Below are 15,405 nucleotides of genomic sequence, written 5' to 3'. Positions count from 1 at the left end.
GGCCGGGCTGAAGGCAGCACGGCGTGCGGGTAGTGGGCTTTCGGGAGGATGCCGGGCTCAGCCGGCATCCTCGATGCGATCCAGTCGCGCGTCGATCAGACGCACGGCGATCGCGAGCGGGATGGCTGCTCCGATGAGGGGCAGCAGGACGGGCACGATCGAGACGATGAGCGCCCAGGCGGCAGTGGCCACGAGCACCCCGGCACTCATGCCGAGCGACGTCGGCGGCAGCACCAGCGCGTAACGCAGGACGGCGGCGACGCTGTCGTCGTAGCGTGCCAGCAGGGCGATGGCGGCGGCGAACGTCACGACCGCGGCGAGCACCAGGGCGCCGGTGAAGACGAGCAGGACCGCCGAGACGGGGCCGGTGAGCTGTGGCAGCACGGCGAGGTCGGCGGCGAGCAGGGTGCCGACGATCCAGAACGGGACGCCGGCGCGGTTCGCACGCCAGAACTCGGTGCGGTAGGTCGCCCAGAACGTGCGGAAGAGCCCGTCCTCTGCGGTACCGAGGAGGAGGTCGTTGCGCCGCAGGACGCCGGCGGCCGCGACGGATGCCGGCATGAGGCCGAGCAGGACGAGACCGGCGAGCGTGCCGAGCAGGAACAGCACGTTCACGAGGACCACGGACGTGACGACCCGCAGCCACTGCATGACCCGGCCGGTCCAGCCGAGGGCTGCGTCGTCCGCTCCGGCCGACTCGCTCGTCGAGCGAGCCGAGCGAGCCGAGCGAGACGAACGGACGAGCGCGGTCATGGCGTCACCTGCTGCGATCCGGTCCAGACGACGCCGGATTCATCGATGCCGGCGAAGGCCAGCACCGGACGCTCGGCCACCGGATCCCACGCCCCGAACACGACGCCGTCCAGCGTCGCGGTTCCGGATGCCGAGGTCAGCGCGAGTTCGCCGGCGACCGCCTCGCCCGCGCTCGTGAGGGGAGCGGAGAGCTGCACGGTCTCGGCCTCGATCAGCCCCGCCTCTTCCGGGGCGAAGCGCACGGCGCTCCAGGATCCGGACACGGATGCCGCGGCATCCAGCGTCTCGGCATCCGCACCCGCGTAGGGGAACGGCGAGACGAGCGGCCAGCCGCTGCGAGTCCAGTGCACGCGCCGGATCTGCGCCTCGTGCTGCGCCGGAGCGTCCGCGAGACGCACGTGGTGCACCATGTAGGTCGCGTCGCCGTCGTGGAAGATCGAGTTGTGGCCGGGGGCGATGAAGCCGGTGCCGCCGGGGAACCGGTGGCCGCCGAGTACCTTCGTGCCGACCGCGGTCGCCTGCTCGGCGGTCGGGTCGGTGAGGTCGTTGCCCGTGGCATCCCGGTAGGGGCCGGTGATCTCGTCCGCCACGCCGACGCGGACGCTGTAGGTGTTCACGAGCGAGTCGTACGAGACGAACAGGACGAAGCGATCCTCTTCGGGGCGGTGCACGACGTACGCCCCCTCGATCGCGCCGTCGACGTTCTGCGGCCGGCGCGCGATGAGCGCACCCTTCTCCTCGCGCACGCGCATGCCGGTCTCGAGCGACAGCTCGACGATGTGGATGCCGCCGAAGAACGATCCGTAGAGCATCCACGCCCGGCCTTCGCGGTCGAACGTCACAGCCGCGTCGATCGCGTTGTGCCCGTCGCGGTCGTGCTGGGTGGCCACGACGATGCCCTGGTCGGTCCAGGGCCCCGCGAGCGACTCCGCCGTCGCCAGGCCGATCGCCGAGGTGCGCGAGCCGAACGTCGACGCCGAGTAGTACATGTGCCACCTCGCCCCGCCGTCCACCGACGGCCAGCGGACGACCTCCGGAGCCCAGAGTCCCTCGGCTCCGGACCACTCGCGTGCCGGGGCCGGCACCTCGCCGAGCGCTGTTCCGTGGAAGGACCACGTGACCAGGTCGGAGGAGGTGCGCACATGCGCACCCACCGGGATGCCGGGGGCGTCGCCCCCGGCATCCGTGGAGAACATGTACCAGAGGCCGTCGTCGCCGCGGACCACCGTGGGGTCGTGCGCGTTGCGCGCGCCCCACGTGGTCGGGTCGCTGGTGGCGGTGCTCATGTCAGGCCTTCGATCCGCTCAGCGCGACCGACTCGATGATCTGACGCTGGAAGATGAGGAACACCACGAGCACGGGGATCAGCGCGATGAACGACGCCGCCATGATCAGCGGGTAGTCGGTCTGGCTCGCGTACTGGGCGTTGAAGCTCGCGATCACGAGCTGCAGGGTCTGCTTCTCGGGCGAGTTCAGGTAGATGATCGGGGCGAGGTAGTCGTTCCAGACCGCCATGAACCACAGGATGAACTGTGCGGCGATGGCCGGGCGGATCACCGGGAAGATCAGCTTGAAGAAGATCCGCAGGTATCCGGCGCCGTCCAGCTTGGCCGCCTCGATGATCGAGTCGGGGATCGAGTCGAGGTACTGGCGCAGGAAGAAGATCATCACGATGTTGCCGAAGATCCCGGGCAGGATCAGGGGCCACAGGGTGTCCACCAGGCCGGCGTCGCCGAACATCTTGAACTGCGGGATCATGATCGTCGGGAACGGGATCATGATCGCCGACAGCATCGCGAGGAACACGAGGTTCTTGAAGGGCATACGCATCTTCGCGAACGCGAACGCCGCGAGCGACGAGGTCACGGTGCCGACCACGGTGACGCTGATCGACACGATGGCGCTGTTGACGATACCGCTGGCAAGGGGACCCGCCGTCCAGACGCGGACGTAGTTCTCCCACTGCACCGGATCCGGGATCCACTGCGGCGGCAGCGCGAACACGGCCTCGCGGGTCTTGAGCGAAGTGCTGAAGGTCCACACCAGCGGCGCGACCATCAGGATGCCGCCGAGGGACAGGATGACCGTCACGATGATGTTCATCGTGCGGTACGAGCGGGACCGCATGCCGACCGCGGCGGCGGAGTTGCCCTTGCCGCTGCCGATCGGGTTGCGGGGCAGACGCCTGCGGCGAGCGGCCTCCGGCAGGACGGTGGTCATGGTTCCAGGAGCTGGAGCTGTCTGAGTCATGGCTGCCTCACTCGATCGAGAACTGGGAGCGACGGTTCATCTGGAATTGGATCGCCGTGACGATGAAGACCAGGATGCCGAGCACGACGGACACGGAGGTCGCGTAGCCCATCTGGAGGTAGTTGAACGCCTTCTGCCAGATGTACCAGACGATGGATGCCGTGGAGAACTCGGGTCCGCCGGTGGGTGTCATGATGTTGATCTCGATGAAGATCTGCGCGCCGCCGATGATGCTCGTGACGACGAGGAAGAAGGTCACCGGCTTCAGCATCGGGATCGTGATGTGCCGGAACTGCTTGAACGCGCCGGCGCCGTCGATGGCCGCTGCCTCGTAGAGGTGCCGCGGAACCGACTGCAGAGCCGCGAGATAGAGGAGCATCGAGTAGCCGAGGCCCTTCCACACGGACATGATGATGATGGCGGGCTTGGCCCATGCGGCATCCTGGAGCCAGTTCGGGCCCTCGATGCCGAAGATCGCGAGGACCTGGTTGATCAGACCGAAGTCGCCGTTGTAGGCCCACTGCCAGAGGATGGCGACGGCGGCGAGCGAGGAGATGACCGGCACGTAGTAGACCGTGCGGAAGAAGGTGGTGCCGCGCATCTTGCGGTTCAGCGCAAGGGCGAGCAGCAGCGAGATGATCAGGCCGATCGGGATGCCGATCATCATGAAGACGGTGTTGCCCATCGCCTGCCAGAAATACCGGTCGTTCAGCATCTCGACGTAGTTGTCGAGACCGTTGAAGACCGGGTCGCTCAGGCCGTTCCACTTCGTGAACGAGGCGTAGACCGCGTAGCACAGGGGGTACGCGATGAAGATCAGGAAGCCGAGCACCGGAATCGCGACGAACGCGGCGCTGGCCAGGTGCTCACGGCGATGCAGCCGGGAGCGACGATAGGTCGTCGTGGACATGGTCACCTCGATGGGTCAAGGACGGGCGGATGGGCCCCGGGGCAGGCATCGCCCGCCCCGGGGTGGTCAGAGGTCGGTCGGCGTTCAGCCGATACCGGCGTCCGCGTTCGCCTTGTCCAGCAGCTCCTGCATGCGCGGCTGCACCTCGGTGAGGTACTCCTCGGCCGTCTGGCTGCCGTCGAGGACGGGCTGGATGTTCTTGAACAGCTCGTCGTACCACTCGGCGCTGTACGTCGTGCTCGTGGGCAGCGCGCGACCGTAGTCCTGAGCGACGTCCAGGAACTCCTGCTTGTTCGCCGGCGGCAGCGTGCTGGAGGCGACCCACTCGTCGGCCATGTCGATGAGGTTCGGGATCTGCACACCCGCGTCGACCAGCGACTGCTGCGCGGTGACGTCGGTGGAGAGGTAGATCGCGAGCTCGGTGGCGAGGTCGGTGTTCTTCGACGTCTCTGCGACGGCGATACCGAGCGTGCCGATCCAGCTGGCGGGTTCACCGGTCGAACCGACCGGGTAGGGGATCAGGTCCCACTCGAAGTCGAGCGACTGGTAGGTGGGCACATCCCACGGGCCGACCGGGAAGAACCCGATCTGTCCCTGCATCCAGCGCTGGTAGGTGTCCAGCGTCTGCGCGTCGGAGGTCGAGGGGGTGACGCCGTCGACCAGCGACAGGTCGGCGAACCACTGCAGCGCCTCGACGAACTCGGGCTCGTCGACCGTGACCTTCGTGCGGTCCTCGTTCAGCCAGTCGCCGCCGTTCGACCACACGAACGGCTGCAGGTTCCACTGGACGTTGAGGCCGGTGCCCCACTGGTCGAGCGTGCCGTCGCCGTTGGTGTCGAGCGTCAGCTTCTTGGCGACGTCGACGAACTCGTCCAGCGTGTAGGGCTTGTCCTTGTCGGGCAGCGGGATGCCGGCCGCCTCGAACATGGTCTTGTTGTAGCCGAACGAGAACGGCCCGATGTCCTTGGGCATCGCGTAGATCGCGCCCTGGCCCATCAGCTGGCCGTCGAAGCGGTAGCTGTCGACGCCGTACTGCCAGATGTTGTCGAGGTCGACGTCTGCTTCGACCTTCTCGGTGATGTCCTTGATGATGCCGGACTTGACGTAGGCCTGGACGCTGCCCGGGTCGACGTAGAAGACGTCGGGGATCTGCTTGCCGGTGATCGCGGCCTTCAGCTTGGTGGAGTAGTCGTCAGCCGTGGTCATGATGATCTTGACCTTGGCGTCGTGGTCCTTCTCGAACTGCTTGATGGCGGCCGTGTAGGCCTCCTTCTCCGCGTCGTTGCCGCGGAACATGAAGGTGATCTCGTTGCTGGCGCTCTCGCCGCTTCCGCCGGCGCAGCCGGTCAGTGCGGCAGCCGCGAGGGCGGCGATGCCGACTCCGGCCAGAATTCGTGACTTCATTGTGCTGTGTCCTCTCGGGGCTGACTTCGATGTCGCCTCGCGCGCTCCCGCCTGGTGAGCGCGGTGCGATTCCCAATCGATCTACAACGTTGTAGTAAACGTTGTAGAAGTTATTGTGAACCCGCGTCGGACGATTGTCAATTGCACGGCCGAATCGTTATCGGCGGCCCGGCGAAAGCGCCAGGATCAGCGGCCGGCGGGCGCGGATTCGCGCTCGAGGATGCGGTAGTCGGCGAGACGCGTCCGCGGCGCCGGCTTCTCGTCGCCGGCCCCGATGCGCTCGAGCAGGGTCGTCACGGCGGTCCGTGCGATCCACTCGCGCCCCGGATCGACGGTGGTCAGGCTCGGAATCGAGTACTCGGCCTCGTCCAGCCCGTCGAAGCCGACCACGGCGACATCCTCGGGGACCCGGCGGCCCGACTCCTGCAGGACGCGCATCGCACCGAGCGCGAGGGTGTCGTTGAGGCCGAACACCGCGTCGAACTCCGCGCCTCCGGCCAGGAGTTCGCGCATCGAGTCGGCACCGTTCGCCCGATGCCAGAGGGTCGTGTAGCCGACCATCGAGTCGTCGTACGGGATGCCGGCATCCGCCAGCGCTTCCCGGTATCCCTGCAGACGCAGCGCTGCCGAGCCGACGATCTCGCCCTCGTGCGCGCCGACGACCGCGATGCGCCGGCGTCCGGACTTCAGGAGGTACTCGGTCGCCGCTTTCGCCGCCTCGACGTTGCGCATCGTGATGTGATCGGTCGGACCGTCGAAGATGCGCTCGCCGAGCAGGACCAGCGGATAGGACACGTTCAGAGCCGCGGCATCCTCCTGGCCCATGCCGAGCGGGCTGAAGATCAGACCGTCGGTGAGCTTGAGCCGCGGACTGCGCAGCAGATCGAGCTCCCGGTCGCGGTCGGCGCCGGTCTGCTCCACGAGCACGACGACACCTGCAGCCTCCGCCTCGTGGATGACCTGGGCTGCGAGTTCGGCGAAGTACGCCAGGCTCAGGTCGGGCAGCGCGAGCGCGATCGCGCCGGTGCGCCCCGAGCGGAGATTGCGGGCCGTCAGGTTCGGGGTGTAGCCGAGCTCGGCGATCGCCAGCTCGACCTTCTCCCTGGTCGTCGGACGGATGTGCGGATAGTCGTTGATGACATTCGACACGGTCTTGATCGAGACTCCTGCGAGCCTCGCGACATCGTGCAGTGTCGCGGCCATGATCCCACCCCTCTCCAGCGTCAGTCTACAACGTTGTAGAGATTCCCTGGTGCGTCAGAGCCGGACGTGGCGCTCATCGGGCCCATCGTAGAGCGACAGCGGGCGGATCAGCGCGTTGGCAGCGGCCTGTTCGATGACATGCGCGGTCCACCCCGTGACGCGGGCGGCGACGAAGAGCGGCGTGAAGGTCAGCGTGTCGAATCCGATGAGGTTGTAGGCGGGGCCGGAGGGATAGTCGAGGTTCGGGTAGATGCCCTTGCGCGCGACGAACTCCTGCTCCAGCGCGTCGTAGAGCTCGGCCACGTCGTCACGGCCGTAGTGCTCGACGAGCGTGTCGAGCGCCGACTTCATGGTCGGCACGCGCGAGTCGCCGTTCTTGTAGACGCGGTGGCCGAAGCCCATGATCTTGCGCTTCTCGGCGAGGGCCTTGTCCAGCCACGGCTTCACGTTCGCGGCATCGCCGATCTCGTCGAAGATGTGCAGCACGGCTTCGTTGGCACCGCCGTGCAGCGGACCCTTGAGCGCCCCGATCGCCCCGACGACGGCGGAGTACAGGTCGCTCAACGTCGAGGTGATGACACGAGCGGTGAACGTCGACGCATTGAACGAATGCTCCGCATAGAGGATCATCGACCGGTTGAACGCGTCGACGACGACTGGATCGGGCAGCTCGCCGAAGGTCATCCAGAGGAAGTTCGCGGAGTAGTCGAGGTCGTCGCGCGGCGCGATCGGCTCCTGCCCCCTGCGGCGGCGCTGCCCATAGGCGACGATCGCGGGCAGAGCGGCGAACAGGCGGATGCTGCGCGCCAGGTTCTCCTCAGGACTGGCCTGCGCATCCAGCGCGGAGCCCGCGGCATCCGTCGCTCCGATGACGCTGACGGCCGTGCGGACCTCATCCATCGGATGCGCCTCGACGGGCACCAGGTCGATCGTCGCCTTCACCTGCGGGGTCAGCGCGCGGTGCGCGCGCTCGGTCGCACGGAAGGCGGCGAGCTGCTCGGCATCCGGGAGCTCACCGTTCCAGAGGAGGTAGGCGACGGCCTCGAACGGCTGGGTCGCCGCCAGCTCCTGCACGGGGTACCCGCGGTAGAGCAGGCTGTTCGTCTCGGGGTTGACCTTGCTGATCGCCGTCGTGTCGACGACGACGCCGGCCAGTCCCTTGCGGATCTCGGGGTCTGTCATTTCCTGCTCCTTCGCACGGTCACGGGTGGTCGATGGTGAAGTTGAAGACTCCGGAGTCGAAGTGGTTGTACGACTCGTAGTCGATCAGCTCGTAGAGGTCGGCGCGGTGCTGCATCTCCCCCAGCTTCGAGGTGAGGTGCCCGTGTTCGTTCAGCGTATCGAGTGCACGGCCCGCCGCGCCCATCGCGATGCGCAGCAGCGACACCGGCCAGATCACGATGTTCACTCCGGCATCCCGCAGCTGATCCGTCGAGAACAGCTCCGACTTGCCGAACTCGGTCATGTTGGCGAGGATCGGCACGTCCAGCGCCTCGGCCATCGCCTCGAACTCGTCGAGGTCGCGCATGGCCTCGGGGAAGATCGCGTCGGCCCCGGCATCCACCAGCGCCTTCGCACGATCGATCGCCGCATCCAGGCCCTCGACGGCGCGGATGTCGGTGCGCGCCATGAGGAGGAAGTTCGGATCGCGCCGGGCATCTGCGGCGGCCCGGATGCGCTTGATCGCGGTGCCCTCGTCGACGACGGCCTTGCCGTCGAGGTGACCGCAGCGCTTGGGGTTCACCTGATCCTCGATGTGCATGCCGGCGAGTCCGGCGTCCTCGAGCGTCTGGATCGTGCGGGCGACGTTCATGGGCTCGCCGAAACCGGTGTCGGCGTCGACGATCGCCGGGAGCTCCGTCATCCGCGCGATCTGCTGCGCACGGCCGGAGATCTCGGTGAGCGTCGTCAACCCGATATCAGGGAGGCCGAGGTCGGCCGACAGCACGGCGCCCGAGATGTAGACGCCGTCGAACCCCTTCTGCTCGATCAAGCGGGCGCTGAGCGGATTGAACGCGCCGGGGAAGCGCAGCAGCTCGCCGCTGGCAAGGCGCTCGCGGAACAGCCGCCGCTTCTCGGCCGGGGTCGTGGTGGAATACAGCATCAGAACAGGCCCTTGGTCGTCGGCTCGGCGGAGAGGATGCCGGGGCGCGCGATGATCGACAGCTCCTGCACCTCGGCGGCTGTGAGCTCGGGGAGGCGCTGCACGAGCGCGAGGAAGCGCTCGATCTCGGCATCCTCCAGGACCGGAGAAGCGAGCAGGCGGAACTTCGCGATGTAGTCCGCTCGCGCGAACGGGCGCGCGCCGAGCGGATGCGCGTCGGCGACGGCGATCTCGTCGACCAGAGTCGAGCCGTCCGCGAAGGCGATCTCGACGCGTCCGCCGAAGGCCTTCTCCGCGGGGTCGATCGAGTGATAGCGGCGGGTCCACTCGGCATCCTCCGCCGTGATGATCTTCTGCCAGAGCTCGACCGTGTCCGCACGCGCCGCGCGCGCGGGCAGGTACGAGTCGACGTGATGCCAGGCGCCGTCCTGCAGGGCGACGGCGAAGATGTACGGGATCGAGTGGTCCAGCGTCTCGCGCGACGCTGCCGGGTCGTACTTCTGCGGGTCGTTCGCCCCGGAGCCGATCACGTAGTGGGTGTGGTGGCTCGTGTGCAGCACCACGGATTCGATCGCCGCCACGTCGATCCCCTGACCGTGCAGCTTGCGCGCCAGGTCGATCCACGCCTGTGCCTGATACTCCGCGGAGTGCTCCTTGGTGTACGTGTCGAGGATGGCGCGCTTGGCCTCGCCGACCGCGGGCAGCGGCACGTCGTAGGAGGCGTCCTTGCCGTCCAGCATCCACGCGATGACGCCGTCCTCGCCTTCATAGATCGGCGACGGGCTCGTCTGCCCGCGCATCGCCCGGTCGACAGCCTCGACGGCCATCTTCCCGGCGAACGCCGGAGCGTGCGCCTTCCACGTGGAGATCTCGCCCTTGCGGCTCTGCCGCGTGGCCGTCGTCGTGTGCAGCGCCTGACCGATCGCCTGATAGATCGTCTCGACCGGAAGGCCGAGCAGTGTGCCGATACCGGCCGCCGCTGACGGCCCGAGGTGCGCGACGTGGTCGATCTTGTGCTTGTGCAGCGAGATCGCCTTGACGAGGTCCACCTGGACCTCGTAGCCGGTCGCGATGCCGCGGACGAGCGAGCGGCCGTCGCAGCCGAGGTGCTGGGCGACGGCGAGGATCGGCGGGATGTTGTCGCCGGGGTGGGAGTACTCCGCAGCGAGGAACGTGTCGTGGTAGTCGAGTTCGCGCACGGCCACGCCGTTCACCCACGCCGCCCACTCCGGGCTGGTGCGCTTCTCGAGAGCGGCGCCGAACACGGTCGCGCCCGCACCGCCCGTCGAGACCGGGTGGCTGAAGGCCTGGTCGCGTGCGGCGACGATCGGCGCGCGCGTGAGGGATGCCGCGGCCACCGACGCGTTGTCGATGATCCGGTTGATGATCATGTCGACGACCTCGGACTCGACGGCCACCGGGTCGGCGGCGACTTCGGCGATCCGCCAGGCGAGCTGCTCCTCGCGGGGCAGGTCCTCGTCGGAGCGGTGGACGCGGACGTGGTGGGTGACGGTCATGGCTGTCCTTCGTTCAGGGATTCCAGGATGCTGGTGAGAGCGTTGTGCAGATGCACGTGGGTCGCGTGCGCGGCGAGCTCGCCATCGCGGGCGGCGAGCGCCTCGGCGATGAGGCGGTGCTCCCCCACGGACGCATCGAGCCGCTCCGGCTTGTCGCGTGCCATGCGGCGCACGCGCACGAGGTGGGTGCGGACGGTGCGGAGCGCTGCCGCCATGTAGCCGTTGGCGACCGCTTCGTCGATCGCACGGTCGAGGCGTTCGATGAGGGCGTAGTAGGCGTCGGTGTCGGCGGGGAGCTCGACGGCAGAGAAGGCGCCGGCGAGTTCGGCGAACGCCTGCGCGTCACCGCGCTGCGCCGCGAGCCGGGCAGCCGCCTCCTCGAGTGCGCGACGGGTCTCGAACAAGGACCGGATGTCGTCGGCCTCGACCGCGGAGACGACCGTGACCCGCGGCGACTGCTGGACGACGAGTCCGTCGAGTGCCAGCTGCTGCAGCGCCTCGCGCAGCGGTGTGCGGCTCACACCGAGTCGCGCGGCCTGGTCGACCTCGGCCAGCACAGTGCCGGGCGCCAGCGCTCCGGACTGGATCTCGTCCAGGAGCGCGGCGTACGCCCGATCACTTGCTCGCATGCCGTCATTGTATACACAAATCGCGCCTTCCCGCACCGATTGGGGCCGGATCCGTCAGATCGTATACAGAGACCGATCAGAGGATGCGGCGGGCACCGGCTCCACGAACGCGGATGCCGCCGGTTCGCCGAGCTTCACCAGCACGACGCCCCCGAGGACCAGCAGAGCGCCGACGCCCTGCAGCAGATCCGGCAGCTGGCCGAGCAGCAGCCACCCGAAGAGCATCGCCGCGACGACCTCGGCGAGCGCGATGAACGACGCCAACCGCGACCCCAGCATCCGGGTCGAGACGATCCCGAGCACATACGCGAGCGCTGTCGCGCCGAGCCCGATGGCGATCACCGGCAGGAACCACGGCACTCTGCCGAACCGGTAGGCGATGTCGGTCGTCGTCCAGGCCATCGGGAGCACGCCGACGATACCGGCCAATGTGAGTCCGACCGCGCCGAGCAGCAGACCGAGCCCGGCGAGGGCGATCGGCGGGATGCCGGTGTCGCCGCGTGCCGAGAGGAGGAAGTAGCTCGCGGCGCCGACCATCGCACCGAGAGCCCAGAGGATTCCGACCACGTCGGCGTCGGCACCGGTGACGATGTCGAGCATCAGGACGAGCCCCGCAAAGGCGATCACCGCGCCGACCGCACTGCGCCGCGTCGGGCGTTCGCCGCGGCGCAGCCACAGCCAGATCACCACCGCGATCGGAGCCGTGTACTCGATCAGCAGCGCGATCCCGACATCCATCCGCGCGACCGCCTGGAAGTAGCAGAGCTGGGCGGCGGTGACCGAGACCAGCCCGTACGCCACGACCATCCCGATGTTCCGCCGGACGGCTGCCCAGCGCCCGCGCAGGACGATGAGCGTCGGGACGAGCAGGATGATGGCGCCCACCCAGAGCCGTGCCGTCACGGCGGCGCCGGGCGTCCATCCCGCATCGATGAGCCCGCGCGCCCATGCCCCCGACATCCCGAACGAGAAGGCCGCGCCGATCGCGATCGCGACGCCGATGCCGACTCGGGGCTGCCGCGCCACGTCATGGGTCACAGTGCTCATGAGAAATGACGCTAGCCACTGCGGATGTAAGATGTCAACATGTTCTTCACCGATGACACCGGGGAAGCGCTGCGCGCGGCCGTGCTCCTCGCGAACACGGCCGAGGAGCCGGACACCCTGACGACGCAGGACGACGTCTACGCGTTTCTCGTGCAGCATCCGTACACGGGACGACTCGATCGCGACGACCGTGAGCTCAGCGGGCTGCGCGCACTGCGCCCCCGGCTGAGGACCATGCTGCTCGCGCCCCGCGACGAGATGGTCGAGCAGGTCAACGACGTGCTCGCGGAGGTCTCGCTGAGTCCTCGCCTGGTCAGGCACGACGAGGCCGATTGGCACCTGCACGCGGTCGCAGACGACCACCCGCTCCCGGAGCGCATCCTCGTCGAGACCGCCATGGCCCTGATCGACGTCATCCGCGCGGACGAGGGCGGGCGGATGAGCGTGTGCGCGGATGCCGACTGTGAGGCGATCGCCCTCGACCTGTCGCGCAACCGCTCCAAGCGCTACTGCTCCACGACCTGCGCGAACCGCAATGCCGTGGCCGCCTACCGGTCACGACGCGCGGCGCGCTGACGCGTGCGGCACCCCGCGACGGGGTGCCGCATCGGGCGTCAGCCGACGGCTGCCAGCTCGCGGCGACCAACCGGGCGCGGCAGTCCGTAGTGCTCACGCAGCGTCCGCCCGGTGTACTCGGTGCGGAACAATCCGCGCTCCTGAAGGATCGGCACCACGCGCTCGACGAACACCTCGAGCCCCGAGGGCAGCACGGCCGGCATGATGTTGAAGCCGTCCGCCGCGCCGTGCTCGAACCAGTGCTGGATCGTGTCGGCGACCTGCACCGGCGTTCCCGTGAACGTGCGGTGTCCGCGGCCTCCGCCGAGGCGGCCGATCAGTTCGCGGACGGTGAGGTTCTCGCGCCGGGCGAGGGCGACGATCAGCGTGTAGCGGCTCTTGGCGCCTTCGATCTCGTCTTCGCTCGGCAGGTCCTCCGGCAGCGGCGCGTCGAGCCGGAGCGTCCCCGGCGCCAGCTTCAGCACCTTCTCGAGCTGGTCTCTGGCGAACTCCGGCGCGATGAGCCGGTCGAGTTCGGCTTCGAGCTCACGCGCCTCGGACTCGGTGTCGGCGATGATCGGCACGAGCCCCGGGAGCACCTTGACCTGCTCCGGGTCGCGACCGTTCGCTTCCGCGCGCCGCTTGATGTCGGCGTAGAACTCCTGCGCCTCCTCGATGGTCGGTGTCGCGGTGAAGATCGCCTCGGCCCAGCGTGCGGCGAACTCTTTGCCGCTCTCGCTCGACCCCGCCTGCACGAGCAGCGGATGCCCCTGCGGGCTGCGCGGCGAGTTCAGCGGACCTTCGACGCGGAAGTGCTCGCCGCGATGACCGATCGCGTGCACCCGGTCGGCACGCGCGTGCACCCCGGCATCCTTGTCCGCGATGATCGCGTCGTCGTCCCAGGAATCCCAGAGTTTGGTCGCGACCTCGAGGAACTCGGATGCCCGCGCGTACCGGTCACGATGCAGCGGCTGATCCTCGAGCCCGAAGTTGCGGGCCGCGGCCTCCCCCGCCGTCGTGACGATGTTCCAGCCGGCTCGTCCGTTCGAGATCCAGTCCACCGAGGACAGGCGCCTGGCGAGGTTGAACGGCTCGTTGTACGACGTGGAGGCCGTGGCGATCAGGCCGATCCGCGAGGTGGTGACGGCGAGCGCCGTCAACAGGACCGTCGGCTCGAACCCGCCGACGGGCCGCCGCCCCACCTCGCCGAACAGCGCAGGCGAGTCGGCGAGGAACAACGAGTCGAACTTCGCATCCTCGGCGATCTTCGCGAGCCGCTGGTGATACGCGAGATCCAGCAGCGCGTGCGGGTCGGACTCCGGCAGACGCCAGGATGCCTCGTGATGCCCGGTGTCGTGCAGGAAGAGATTGAAGTGCAGCTGTCTGGTCATCGGGACTCCTCGGTGATCGTGGTGGTGACGGGTGCGGCGTCGCTCTGCACTCCGAGCGAGGCCAGCAGCAGTTCGCGCAGGCGGGCGAAGTCGGGGTCGGCCGGTGTGCGCTGCTCCGGCAGCTCGATGCGCAGGTCGAGCGAGAACCGCCCGCCGTCGATCACGAGCACGCGGTCGGCGAGCAGCAGCGCCTCGTCCACGTCGTGCGTGACGAGCAGCACGGCGGGTCGATGCACGCGCAGCAGCGTCCGCAGCAGACCGTGCATCCGGATGCGGGTGAGCGCGTCGAGGGCACCGAACGGCTCGTCGGCGAGCAGGAGCTGCGGTTCGCTCACGAGCGATCGCGCCAGCGCCGCGCGCTGCTGCTCACCGCCGGACAGCTCGTGCGGCCAGGCGCGCTCGCGGCCGGCGAGACCGACCTCGGCGAGCACCTCGCGGCCCCGCCCCCGCGCGATGGAGCCGGACTGTCCGAGCACGACGTTGTCGAGCACGCGCAGCCACGGCAGCAGCCGCGAGTCCTGGAAGACCATCGAGACGCGACGAGGGACATAGACCTCTCCAGCCCCCGAGACCGAATCGTCGAGACCGGCGACGGCGCGCAGGAGCGTGCTCTTGCCCGATCCGCTGCGTCCGATCAGGGCGACGAACTCGCCGCGCTCGATCTCCAGGTCGATGCCGTCCAGGACGTCCCTGTCACCGAAGGATCGGCGCAGCCCGACGGTGCGGACGGCCGTGCCGACGGTGGGGGTCAGCTCGCGAGCGTGCGTCGCCATGACAGCACCCGCCTCTCCAGAAGTCGGACGAGCGCGTCCGAGACGAAGCCGAAGACGCCGTAGACGACGAGACCGACCAGGATAATGTCCGACTGGGCGTACAACTGGGCCTGGGCCATCATGTAGCCGACCCCGGAGGTGGCGTTGATGGTCTCGACCACGATCAGCGCCATCCAGGATCCGACCACGGCGAGGCGGAAGCCGACGAAGAATCCGGGCAGCGAGCCGGGCACGAGCACGAAGCGGATGTACTGCCACCGGGTCAGCCCGAGCGATTCGGCGAGTTCGATCTGCTTGGTGTCAATGCCGGTCAGCGCGCTGTAGGTGTTGATGTAGATCGGTACGAGGACGCCGAGGGCGACGATCGTCACCTTGAACTCCTCGCCGATGCCCAGCCACAGAATCAGCAGCGGGATCAGGGCGAGCACCGGGATCGCCCGCTTGACCTGCACCGTGCCGTCGACAACCGCTTCGCCGAGCCGGCTGAGTCCGGCGATGACGGCGAGCACCACACCAGTCACGGTGCCGATCACGAGGCCCAGCAGCGCCCGCGACAGCGAGGCTCCGACGTGCTCGGCGAGCGTGCCGTCGGTGATGAGCCGCCACGCGGTCGCCGCGACCGTGCCTGGCCCGCTGAGCAGGCGCGGGTCGAGCAGCCCCAAGGAGGATGCCGCGAACCAGAGGACCACAATTATGAAGGGCCCGAGCAGGCGGGCCCCCGGCAGCGACCGGCCCCGCCCGAGGCGGTGCCGTCGCGATTGCAGGACGAGGTCGGATGCCGGGGCCGGCCCGACCGGAGCCTCCGCGACCGGCGTCTCCGGATCCGGGATCACGGCCGTGGGCCTGGTCGTCAGCTTGGTCAGGGACAT

The 15,405-nt window shown here is 68.5% G+C and carries 15 protein-coding genes; 1 reads left to right on the top strand and 14 read right to left on the bottom strand.

Annotated features, from left to right (window positions below):
- Positions 1 to 57 precede the first annotated feature (57 nt).
- The 11 genes from M2317_RS04835 to M2317_RS04785 all read right to left on the bottom strand — a co-directional run bounded on the left by M2317_RS04835 (position 58) and on the right by M2317_RS04785 (position 11,817).
- Positions 58 to 753 (bottom strand): YesL family protein, encoded by a 696-nt coding sequence (locus M2317_RS04835; RefSeq protein WP_429457847.1) that lies wholly within the window; start codon positions 751 to 753, stop codon positions 58 to 60.
- Positions 750 to 2,039, bottom strand: a complete 1,290-nt coding sequence (locus tag M2317_RS04830) for an arabinan endo-1,5-alpha-L-arabinosidase (protein WP_429457845.1) — start codon at positions 2,037 to 2,039, stop codon at positions 750 to 752. Before M2317_RS04830 ends, M2317_RS04835 begins: the two co-directional genes overlap by 4 nt.
- Before the next feature lies 1 nt (position 2,040).
- On the bottom strand, positions 2,041 to 2,973 hold the full coding sequence (locus tag M2317_RS04825; RefSeq protein WP_429457844.1) for a carbohydrate ABC transporter permease: 933 nt from the start codon (positions 2,971 to 2,973) through the stop codon (positions 2,041 to 2,043).
- Positions 2,974 to 3,010: 37 nt separating this feature from the next.
- A complete protein-coding gene (locus M2317_RS04820; RefSeq protein ID WP_429457842.1) occupies positions 3,011 to 3,913 on the bottom strand; it encodes a carbohydrate ABC transporter permease in 903 nt (300 codons plus the stop codon).
- Between the two features lie 84 nt (positions 3,914 to 3,997).
- On the bottom strand, positions 3,998 to 5,317 hold the full coding sequence (locus tag M2317_RS04815) for an ABC transporter substrate-binding protein (RefSeq protein ID WP_429457840.1): 1,320 nt from the start codon (positions 5,315 to 5,317) through the stop codon (positions 3,998 to 4,000).
- 186 nt (positions 5,318 to 5,503) lie between these two features.
- Entirely contained in the window at positions 5,504 to 6,520 is a 1,017-nt protein-coding gene (locus M2317_RS04810; RefSeq protein WP_429457838.1) for a LacI family DNA-binding transcriptional regulator, read from the bottom strand.
- A gap of 54 nt (positions 6,521 to 6,574) precedes the next feature.
- Positions 6,575 to 7,702 carry a bifunctional 2-methylcitrate synthase/citrate synthase gene (locus tag M2317_RS04805; RefSeq protein WP_429457836.1) on the bottom strand — a complete coding sequence of 376 codons (1,128 nt, stop codon included), beginning with the start codon at positions 7,700 to 7,702 and terminating at the stop codon, positions 6,575 to 6,577.
- 19 nt (positions 7,703 to 7,721) lie between these two features.
- Entirely contained in the window at positions 7,722 to 8,624 is a 903-nt protein-coding gene (gene prpB / locus M2317_RS04800) for a methylisocitrate lyase (protein WP_429457834.1), read from the bottom strand.
- The gene (locus M2317_RS04795) at positions 8,624 to 10,141 is read right to left on the bottom strand and encodes an MmgE/PrpD family protein (RefSeq protein ID WP_429457832.1); all 1,518 of its coding nucleotides are present in this window, start codon (positions 10,139 to 10,141) and stop codon (positions 8,624 to 8,626) included. The genes prpB and M2317_RS04795 overlap by 1 nt, the downstream gene beginning before the upstream one ends.
- The gene (locus M2317_RS04790; protein ID WP_429457831.1) at positions 10,138 to 10,770 is read right to left on the bottom strand and encodes a GntR family transcriptional regulator; all 633 of its coding nucleotides are present in this window, start codon (positions 10,768 to 10,770) and stop codon (positions 10,138 to 10,140) included. The genes M2317_RS04795 and M2317_RS04790 overlap by 4 nt, the downstream gene beginning before the upstream one ends.
- A 54-nt stretch (positions 10,771 to 10,824) precedes the next feature.
- A complete protein-coding gene (locus tag M2317_RS04785; protein WP_429457829.1) occupies positions 10,825 to 11,817 on the bottom strand; it encodes an EamA family transporter in 993 nt (330 codons plus the stop codon).
- Between the two features lie 39 nt (positions 11,818 to 11,856).
- Here M2317_RS04785 and M2317_RS04780 point away from each other — a divergent pair, with 39 nt between their 5' ends.
- Positions 11,857 to 12,393, top strand: coding sequence for a CGNR zinc finger domain-containing protein (locus tag M2317_RS04780; RefSeq protein ID WP_429457827.1), 537 nt, complete (start codon positions 11,857 to 11,859; stop codon positions 12,391 to 12,393).
- Between the two features lie 38 nt (positions 12,394 to 12,431).
- Here M2317_RS04780 and M2317_RS04775 read toward each other — a convergent pair whose 3' ends face one another.
- The 3 genes from M2317_RS04775 to M2317_RS04765 are packed head-to-tail and all read right to left on the bottom strand — an operon-like array spanning position 12,432 to position 15,405.
- The gene (locus M2317_RS04775; protein ID WP_429457825.1) at positions 12,432 to 13,763 is read right to left on the bottom strand and encodes an LLM class flavin-dependent oxidoreductase; all 1,332 of its coding nucleotides are present in this window, start codon (positions 13,761 to 13,763) and stop codon (positions 12,432 to 12,434) included.
- Positions 13,760 to 14,536, bottom strand: a complete 777-nt coding sequence (locus M2317_RS04770; protein ID WP_429457823.1) for an ABC transporter ATP-binding protein — start codon at positions 14,534 to 14,536, stop codon at positions 13,760 to 13,762. Before M2317_RS04770 ends, M2317_RS04775 begins: the two co-directional genes overlap by 4 nt.
- A complete protein-coding gene (locus tag M2317_RS04765) occupies positions 14,512 to 15,405 on the bottom strand; it encodes an ABC transporter permease (RefSeq protein WP_429457821.1) in 894 nt (297 codons plus the stop codon). The genes M2317_RS04770 and M2317_RS04765 overlap by 25 nt, the downstream gene beginning before the upstream one ends.

It is taken from the genome of Microbacterium sp. ZKA21 (assembly GCF_050434165.1).
Classification (GTDB): Bacteria; Actinomycetota; Actinomycetes; order Actinomycetales; family Microbacteriaceae; genus Microbacterium.
This window is presented reverse-complemented; position numbering and strand designations above follow the sequence as displayed.

Excerpts from the sequence above, each read along its gene's own strand:
- M2317_RS04835 (WP_429457847.1), bottom strand. The coding sequence starts at position 753 with ATGACCGCGCTCGTCCGTTCGTCTCGCTCGGCTCGCTCGGCTCGCTCG.
- M2317_RS04830 (WP_429457845.1), bottom strand. The coding sequence starts at position 2,039 with ATGAGCACCGCCACCAGCGACCCGACCACGTGGGGCGCGCGCAACGCG.
- M2317_RS04825 (WP_429457844.1), bottom strand. The coding sequence starts at position 2,973 with ATGACCACCGTCCTGCCGGAGGCCGCTCGCCGCAGGCGTCTGCCCCGC.
- M2317_RS04820 (WP_429457842.1), bottom strand. The coding sequence starts at position 3,913 with ATGTCCACGACGACCTATCGTCGCTCCCGGCTGCATCGCCGTGAGCAC.
- M2317_RS04815 (WP_429457840.1), bottom strand. The coding sequence starts at position 5,317 with ATGAAGTCACGAATTCTGGCCGGAGTCGGCATCGCCGCCCTCGCGGCT.
- M2317_RS04810 (WP_429457838.1), bottom strand. The coding sequence starts at position 6,520 with ATGGCCGCGACACTGCACGATGTCGCGAGGCTCGCAGGAGTCTCGATC.
- M2317_RS04805 (WP_429457836.1), bottom strand. The coding sequence starts at position 7,702 with ATGACAGACCCCGAGATCCGCAAGGGACTGGCCGGCGTCGTCGTCGAC.
- prpB (WP_429457834.1), bottom strand. The coding sequence starts at position 8,624 with ATGCTGTATTCCACCACGACCCCGGCCGAGAAGCGGCGGCTGTTCCGC.
- M2317_RS04795 (WP_429457832.1), bottom strand. The coding sequence starts at position 10,141 with ATGACCGTCACCCACCACGTCCGCGTCCACCGCTCCGACGAGGACCTG.
- M2317_RS04790 (WP_429457831.1), bottom strand. The coding sequence starts at position 10,770 with ATGCGAGCAAGTGATCGGGCGTACGCCGCGCTCCTGGACGAGATCCAG.
- M2317_RS04785 (WP_429457829.1), bottom strand. The coding sequence starts at position 11,817 with ATGAGCACTGTGACCCATGACGTGGCGCGGCAGCCCCGAGTCGGCATC.
- M2317_RS04780 (WP_429457827.1), top strand. The coding sequence starts at position 11,857 with ATGTTCTTCACCGATGACACCGGGGAAGCGCTGCGCGCGGCCGTGCTC.
- M2317_RS04775 (WP_429457825.1), bottom strand. The coding sequence starts at position 13,763 with ATGACCAGACAGCTGCACTTCAATCTCTTCCTGCACGACACCGGGCAT.
- M2317_RS04770 (WP_429457823.1), bottom strand. The coding sequence starts at position 14,536 with ATGGCGACGCACGCTCGCGAGCTGACCCCCACCGTCGGCACGGCCGTC.
- M2317_RS04765 (WP_429457821.1), bottom strand. The coding sequence starts at position 15,405 with ATGTCCCTGACCAAGCTGACGACCAGGCCCACGGCCGTGATCCCGGAT.